Annotated in this window: 5 protein-coding genes; 2 read left to right on the plus strand and 3 right to left on the minus strand. The window is 72.1% G+C overall.

Going from position 1 to position 7,295, the window contains the following annotated elements; all coding sequences use genetic code 11:
- Positions 1-121: 121 nt before the first annotated feature.
- From ACZ7P3_RS37645 to ACZ7P3_RS37655, 3 genes are read right to left on the minus strand one after another with little or no spacing between them, the layout of a single operon-like run.
- Positions 122-2,506 carry a xanthine dehydrogenase family protein molybdopterin-binding subunit gene (locus tag ACZ7P3_RS37645; protein ID WP_472088718.1) on the minus strand — a complete coding sequence of 795 codons (2,385 nt, stop codon included), beginning with the start codon at positions 2,504-2,506 and terminating at the stop codon, positions 122-124.
- Between the two features lies 1 nt (position 2,507).
- Positions 2,508-3,089 (minus strand): (2Fe-2S)-binding protein, encoded by a 582-nt coding sequence (locus ACZ7P3_RS37650; RefSeq protein ID WP_472088720.1) that lies wholly within the window; start codon positions 3,087-3,089, stop codon positions 2,508-2,510.
- Positions 3,089-3,982 carry an FAD binding domain-containing protein gene (locus tag ACZ7P3_RS37655; RefSeq protein WP_472088722.1) on the minus strand — a complete coding sequence of 298 codons (894 nt, stop codon included), beginning with the start codon at positions 3,980-3,982 and terminating at the stop codon, positions 3,089-3,091. The genes ACZ7P3_RS37650 and ACZ7P3_RS37655 overlap by 1 nt, the downstream gene beginning before the upstream one ends.
- 346 nt (positions 3,983-4,328) lie before the next feature.
- On the opposite strand from ACZ7P3_RS37655, the gene ACZ7P3_RS37660 reads away from it, so the two are divergent.
- Together ACZ7P3_RS37660 and ACZ7P3_RS37665 are read left to right on the plus strand one after the other, a co-directional pair.
- Positions 4,329-6,002 (plus strand): PucR family transcriptional regulator, encoded by a 1,674-nt coding sequence (locus ACZ7P3_RS37660; RefSeq protein ID WP_472088723.1) that lies wholly within the window; start codon positions 4,329-4,331, stop codon positions 6,000-6,002.
- A 166-nt stretch (positions 6,003-6,168) separates the two neighbouring features.
- A complete protein-coding gene (locus ACZ7P3_RS37665) occupies positions 6,169-6,936 on the plus strand; it encodes a hypothetical protein (RefSeq protein ID WP_472088724.1) in 768 nt (255 codons plus the stop codon).
- The last annotated feature ends 359 nt before the right edge of the window (positions 6,937-7,295 follow it).

A 7,295-nucleotide genomic window follows, 5' to 3' on the forward strand; every position in this document is an offset into this window, starting at 1 on the left:
CGAGACGAACGAATTTCCTGGTACTTCAAGGACCGCGAGCGGAGCGGAACTCAAAGAGGGTTCCTCCGGGCGGCGCGGCGGAGTGTGTGACGTTCCCTGCGCCGCCCGGAGAGCTGGGGTGTTACGCGGTCCCCGTGAGGTGCTCGGGCCGTACCGGAGTGCGGTTGAGCTCCAGCCCGGTCGCGTTCCGGATCGCCGCGAGGACGGCCGGGGTGGACGACAGGGTCGGGGCTTCGCCGATGCCGCGCAGCCCGTACGGGGCGTGGTCGTCGGCGAGTTCGAGGACGTCGACCGGGATGGTCGGCGTGTCGAGGATGGTCGGGATCAGGTAGTCCGTGAAGGAGGGGTTCCTGACCTTCGCCGTCTTCGGGTCGACGATGATCTCCTCCATCACCGCCACGCCCAGGCCCTGGGTCGTACCGCCCTGGATCTGGCCGACGACGGAGAGCGGGTTGAGGGCCTTGCCGACGTCCTGGGCGCAGGCCAGTTCGATGACCTTGACCAGGCCGAGTTCGGTGTCGACCTCGACGACCGCGCGGTGCGCGGCGAAGGAGTACTGGACGTGCCCGTCGCCCTGGCCGGTGTGCAGATCGAAGGCCTCGGTCGGCCGGTGCCGCCACTCCGCCTCGATCTCGACCGTCTCGCCCTCCAGGACGTCGGCCAGGTCGCCGAGGACCTCGCCGCCGTCGGTGACGACCTTGCCGCCCTCCAGCAGGAGCTCGGCGGTGGCCCAGGCGGGGTGGTAGGTGCCGAACTTGCGACGGCCGATCTCCAGGACCTTCTCGCGGACCAGCTCGCAGGTGTGCTTCACGGCGCCGCCGGTGACGTACGTCTGCCGGGAGGCCGAGGTCGAACCGGCGCTGCCCACCTGGGTGTCGGCCGGGTGGATGGTCACCTGGGTGACGCCCAGCTCGGTGCGGGCGATCTGCGCATGGACGGTGACACCGCCCTGGCCGACCTCCGCCATCGCGGTGTGCACGGTGGCGACGGGCTCGCTGCCCACGACCTCCATGCGCACCTTGGCGGTGGAGTAGTCGTCGAAGCCCTCGGAGAAGCCGACGTTCTTGATGCCGACCGCGATGCCGACGCCGCGTACGACGCCTTCGCCGTGCGTGGTGTTGGACAGACCGCCGGGCAGCTGCCGTACGTCGGCGCCCTCGCTGGACTCCCACTGGCGCTCGGGCGGCATGGGCATCGCCTTGACGCGGCGCAGGAGTTCGGCGACCGGGGCCGGGGAGTCGACCGGCTGCCCGGTCGGCATGATGGTCCCCTGCTCCATGGCGTTGAGCTGCCGGAACTCCACCGGGTCCATGCCGAGCTTCTGCGCCAGCTTGTCCATCTGCGCCTCGTAGGCGAAGCACGCCTGGACCGCGCCGAAGCCGCGCATGGCGCCGCAGGGCGGGTTGTTGGTGTAGAGGGCGATGGCCTCGATGTCGACGTCGTCGACGACGTACGGACCGACCGACAGGGACGAGGCGTTGCCGACGACCGCCGGGGAGGCGGAGGCATAGGCGCCGCCGTCCAGGACGATCTTGCACTTCATGTGCGTGAGCTTGCCGTCCTTGGTGGCGCCGTGCTCGTAGTAGAGCTTCGCCGGGTGCCGGTGGACGTGTCCGAAGAAGGACTCGAACCGGTTGTAGACGATCTTGACGGGCTTGCCGGTGCGCAGCGCCAGCAGGCAGGCGTGGATCTGCATCGACAGGTCCTCGCGGCCGCCGAACGCGCCGCCGACGCCGGAGAGCGTCATGCGCACCTTGTCCTCGGGCAGGCCGAGGACCGGGGCGATCTGCTTGAGGTCCGAGTGCAGCCACTGGGTGGCGATGTAGAGGTGGACGCCGCCGTCCTCGTCGGGCACGGCGAGACCGGACTCGGGGCCGAGGAAGGCCTGGTCCTGCATGCCGAAGGTGTACTCGCCCTTGACGATGACGTCCGCCCGCTTGGCGGCCTCGTCCGCGTCGCCGCGGACGATCGGCTGGCGGTGCACGATGTTGGGGTGCGGGACGTGGCCGATGTGGTGGTCGTCGCGGCCCTCGTGGATGAGGATCGCGTCCGGCGCGGTCGCGGAGGCCTCGTCGGTGATGACCGGGAGTTCTCTGTACTCGACCTTGATCTTGGCGGCGGCGCGGCGGGCCGTCTCCGGGTGGTCGGCGGCGACGATCGCGACCGGCTCGCCGTGGTGGCGCACCTTGCCGTGGGCGAGGACCGGGGTGTCCTGGATCTCCAGGCCGTAGTTCTTCACCTCGGTGGGCAGGTCGTCGTAGGTCAGGACCGCGTAGACGCCTGGCGTGGCCAGGGCCTCGCCTGTGTCGATCGAGACGATCTCGGCGTGCGCGACCGTGGAGCGCAGGATCTGGCCCCAGAGCATGTCCTCGTGCCACATGTCGGACGAGTACGCGAACTCGCCGGTGACCTTGAGGGTGCCGTCCGGGCGGAGCGTGGACTCGCCGATGCCGCCCTTGGTCTGTGAGCCCTGCGTGATCTTCGTAGGAGCGCCGTTGGCCGGCATGTCAGACCCCCTCGGACTGGCGGGCGGCCGCCAGGCGGACCGCGTCCATGATCTTCTCGTAGCCCGTGCAGCGGCACAGGTTGCCCGACAGCGCCTCGCGGATGTCCGCATCGGTCGGGTTCGGGTTGCTCTCCAGCATCTCGTCGGCGGCGACCAGCAGCCCCGGGGTGCAGAAGCCGCACTGGACGGCTCCGGCGTCGATGAACGCCTGCTGGATCGTGGAGAGTTCGGTGCCCTCTCCGGTCTGCGAGTCGGTGCCCTTGGCCTGCCAGCCCTTGGCCTCGTCGAGCGAGGTCCCGCAGGCACCGGTGGCGCAGCCGCCCTCGGCGCGCTGCCTGGCGTAGTCCGCCAGGCCCTCGACGGTGACGACCTCGCGGCCCTCGACCTGGCCGGCCGCAACCAGGCAGGAACAGACCGGGACGCCGTCCAGGCGGACCGTGCAGGAGCCGCACTCGCCCTGCTCGCAGGCGTTCTTGGAGCCGGGCAGGCCGAGGCGCTCGCGCAGGACGTACAGCAGGGACTCGCCCTCCCAGACGTCGTCTGCTTCCTGCGGACGTCCGTTGACAGTGAAGTTGACGCGCATTACGCAGCTCCCTCCGAGGCGCGGCGGGCGCCGCGGTACGACTCCCAGGTCCAGGTGAGCGTCCGGCGGGCCATGACGCCGACCGCGTGGCGGCGGTAGCTCGCGGTGCCCCGGACGTCGTCGATCGGGTTGCAGGAGGCGGAGCACAGGTCCGCGAACTGCTTGGCGACCGACGGGGTGATGATCTTTCCGTTGTCCCAGAAACCGCCCTCTTCCAGGGCAGCGTTCAGGAAGTCCTCGGCGGCCTTGGCCCGCACCGGGGTCGGAGCGGCGGAGCCGATGCCGGTCCGGACGGTGCGGGTCTCGGGGTGCAGGGCGAGACCGAAGGCGCACACCGCGATGACCATGGCGTTGCGGGTGCCGACCTTGGAGTACTGCTGCGGGCCGTCCGCCTTCTTGACGTGGACGGCGCGGATCAGCTCGTCGGGCTGGAGGGCGTTGCGCTTGACGCCGGTGTAGAACTCGTCGATCGGGATCAGGCGGGTGCCGCGGGCCGCCGACTCCGCCTCGACCTCGGCGCCGGCCGCGAGGAGGGCGGGGTGGGCGTCACCGGCGGGCGAGGCCGTGCCGAGGTTGCCGCCGACGCCGCCGCGGTTGCGGATCTGCGGGGAGGCGACCGTGTGCGAGGCGAGCGCCAGGCCCGGCAGCTCGGCACGGAGATTCTGCATGATCCTGCTGTACGGGACGGATGCACCCAGCCGTACGGCGTCCTCGCCGACCTCCCATTCGGTGAGGTCGCCGATGCGGTTGAGGTCGAGCAGGTACTCGGGCCGGCGGTGGTCGAAGTTGATCTCGACCATCACATCGGTGCCACCCGCAATCGGCACAGCGGTGGGGTGCTCGGCCTTTGCGGCGAGCGCCTCCTCCCAGCTGGCGGGGCGAAGGAAGTCCATGACCGGCTCTCTTCTTCTTCGTCTCGTGGGTCGTACGTATTGAGCCAATCCGTGTGCGGCGGGCCCGGCTCGTTCATGTCCTGTTAACGCGGAGTGGACTCAGTACACCGCTCAGTACTCCGGCGGGGTCAGTCACCGAAACCATGAAGGAGTTGGCTGGCCATGGTGGGCATCTTGTAGATTCGTATGAACGAGGGTCATCGGAAACCTCTTCGTTTTCCTCGGGAAACGCAGGACACAGCCCGGCGACCCCGGAGTACGGCCTGAGCGCCTACCCCGCCGGGCCCTGCCCCGTCACCCATCAAGATTCATCGTAGGTTTCGAGACATAGAACGGCGGCAACGAGATGCGGCTTCGCGCACTTCTGGACACCGATGCGCTGGGCCTGCGGCTGCTCGGCGGCGAGGACGAGCTGGACCGGTCGGTACGCGGGGTGATGACCACCGACCTGCGTGACCCGAGCCGCTACCTCTCGGGCGGCGAGCTGGTGCTGACGGGCCTGGCCTGGCGCCGGGACGCGGACGACTCCGAGCCGTTCGTACGGATCCTGGTCCAGGCCGGGGTGGCCGGGCTGGCGGCCGGCGAGGCGGAGCTGGGCGATGTGCCGGACGACCTGGTGCTGGCCTGCGCGCGGCACCGGCTGCCGCTGTTCGCGGTGCACGAGTCGGTGGCGTTCGCGACGATCACCGAACACGTGGTGCGACAGGTCTCCGGCGAGCGGGCCGGGGACCTGGCGGCCGTGGTGGACCGGCACCGCCGGATGATGACCTCGGGACCGGCGGGCGGCGGCCCGGACGTGGTCCTGGACCTGCTCGGCTCCGACCTGGACCTGCGCGCCTGGGTGCTCTCCCCCACCGGCCGGCTGATCGCCGGCCCGAAGGTGGCGGGTCCGGCGCTGTCGCCTGAGACCTGCGCCAAGCTCGCCGCCGAGCACCTGGCGGCCGCCCGCACGGGCCGCCGCGGGCCCCACCGGGTGGTGCTGGGCGGCGCCCCGTTCTCCCTCTTCCCGATCCGCTCCTCGGGCCGCTCCCCGCAGGCCGCCAGGGACGTCCGCGAGACGGTCCTGTCGGACTGGCTGCTGGCCGTCGAGGCGGACACCGGTGACTGGCCGGAGGAGCGTCTCGACCTGCTCCAGGGCGTCACCCAGCTGATCGCGGTCGAGCGGGACCGCCGGGACGCGGCGCGCACGGTACGGCGCCGGCTCGCCCAGGAGGTGCTGGAGCTGGTCCAGACGGGCGCCGCGCCCGCCGAGATCGCCGCGCGTCTGCGGGTGGCGGCGCCGGTGCTGCTGCCCGGGCTCGGGACGGCCCCGCACTGGCAGGTGGTGGTGGCCCGCGTCGAGTGGGAGGGCAGCGAGAACGAGGTCGGCCCGGTCGCCCAGTCGCTGCTGGAGGAGGTCCTGGTCGACCCGCAGGCCACCGGCCCGGAGCCCTTGGACCGCATCGCGGTCGCACACACGGGCGACGAGGCGATCGCCCTGGTGCCCCTGCCCGCGGTCTCCGCCGAGCACGAGGGCGCGGAGACCGGCCTGCTGGCCGACGCGCTCCTGCAGGCGGTCCGGCAGCCGCTGTCGGCGGGCCTGAACGACGACGGGCGGCTCACCCTCGGCGTCAGCGCGGCCGTGCACTCGGCGGAGGGGCTGCGCGGCGCGCTGGAGGAGGCCCGGCACGCCCGCCGGGTGGCGGCGGCGCGTCCCGGCCGCGTGTGCGCGGCGGGCCACCAGGAACTGGCCTCGCACGTGCTGCTGCTGCCGTTCGTCCCGGACGACGTCCGCCGCGCCTTCACCGCCCGGCTGCTGGACCCCCTGACGGACTACGACCGCCGGCACCGGGCCGAGCTGATCCCGACCCTGGAGGCGTTCCTGGACTGCGACGGCTCCTGGACGCGCTGCGCGACCCGGCTCCACCTGCACGTCAACACGCTGCGCTACCGAGTCGGCCGCATCGAGCAGTTGACGGGACGGGACCTTTCGCGCCTCGAGGACAAGCTGGACTTCTTCCTGGCGCTGCGCATGAGCTGAGCTCACAAGGGCGTGGGGCGGCCAAACCAAGTCACGCCAATGCCCCACTACTTTGTGAAATCTTTCACCCACCCTCTTGGCCCGGCCCCTGCATTGGTGCTGGAATGCCGCCACCACTCAACAGCTCGATGGCGTGCTCGGGGAGGGCAACGTGGCGCATTCCGCCATGTCTGGTAACGGAACGACCGCCGGTGACGATCCTCTCCAGACCGCGGTATGGCGGTTGCGCTCACGGGCCTGCTGGGTGGACGCGGCGGCCCTGCTGCCACCCGACACCCCGCCGGCCGCGCTGCAGCGGGCGGCGCTCCTGGTCGAACGGTGCCTGTACACCGAGCGGGGCTGGGCGGAGGCGGAGGACGCCCTCCGTACGGCGGAAGCGCTGGCGCACACCGACGAGGAGCGGGGGGCGGCCGCCTGCGAGCGCGGTCAACTCGCCTACGCCGCCACGCTGCACACCGTGCGGGACCGTGCGGACGAGGCGCGGGCCGCGCTGGGGCGGGCGGCGGCGCTGATCCCTCCGGGGGGTGCGGCGAGGGCGCTGCTGGACTTCCGCAGGGGGCTGCTGGCCGAGAACCTCGCCCGCTCCCCGCAGGCGGCTCGCGCCGCCTACCGCCGGGCCCATGCGGGCGCCGCGGCGCACGCCGACCCGCTGCTGCTGTCCTTCACGTGGCGGCATCTGGCCGGGCTCGCCCTGCGGGACGGCGAGCTGTCCGAGGCGCGGCACGGTTTCGCCGAATCGCTGCGGATCCGGGAGGAGTTGGGCTACCTGGTGGGTACGGCGCCCGCGCTCGCGTCACTGGCGGACACGGAGTCCGAGCCGGAGGCGTCGCGCCTGCGGGAGGAGGCCCGGCGGCTGTTCCGGTTGCTCGGGGGCGTACCGACGTGGCTGGCCCGCCAGTTGACACCACCGACGCCGGGGACGGCGACGGCTTAGCGGCGGGTGCGTGCGGACGGTGGCCGACCGTGGTGCGCGCGGTCCGTCGCCGACCGCGGGTTCGCGCGGTCCGTCGCCGACCGCGGGTTCGCGGGGGCCGATCGCGCAGTTCCCCGCGCCCCTGGCCGGGCACAGGCCCGCCGCCATAGGTGCACGCCCGCAGAGCCATGACAGCCGACGCCGCGGCGACCTCCCAGGGACCGGCGCCGCGGCCGCCACGCAACGGGCTCGTGCGGACCGTCGCCGACCGCGAGTCCGCGGGAGCCGATCGCGCAGTTCCCCGCGCCCCTGGCCGGGCACAGGCCCGCCGCCATAGGTGCACGCCCGCAGAGCCATGACAGCCGACGCCGCGGCGACCT

The sequence above is a fragment of the Streptomyces sp. NPDC107581 genome (genome assembly GCF_055657175.1).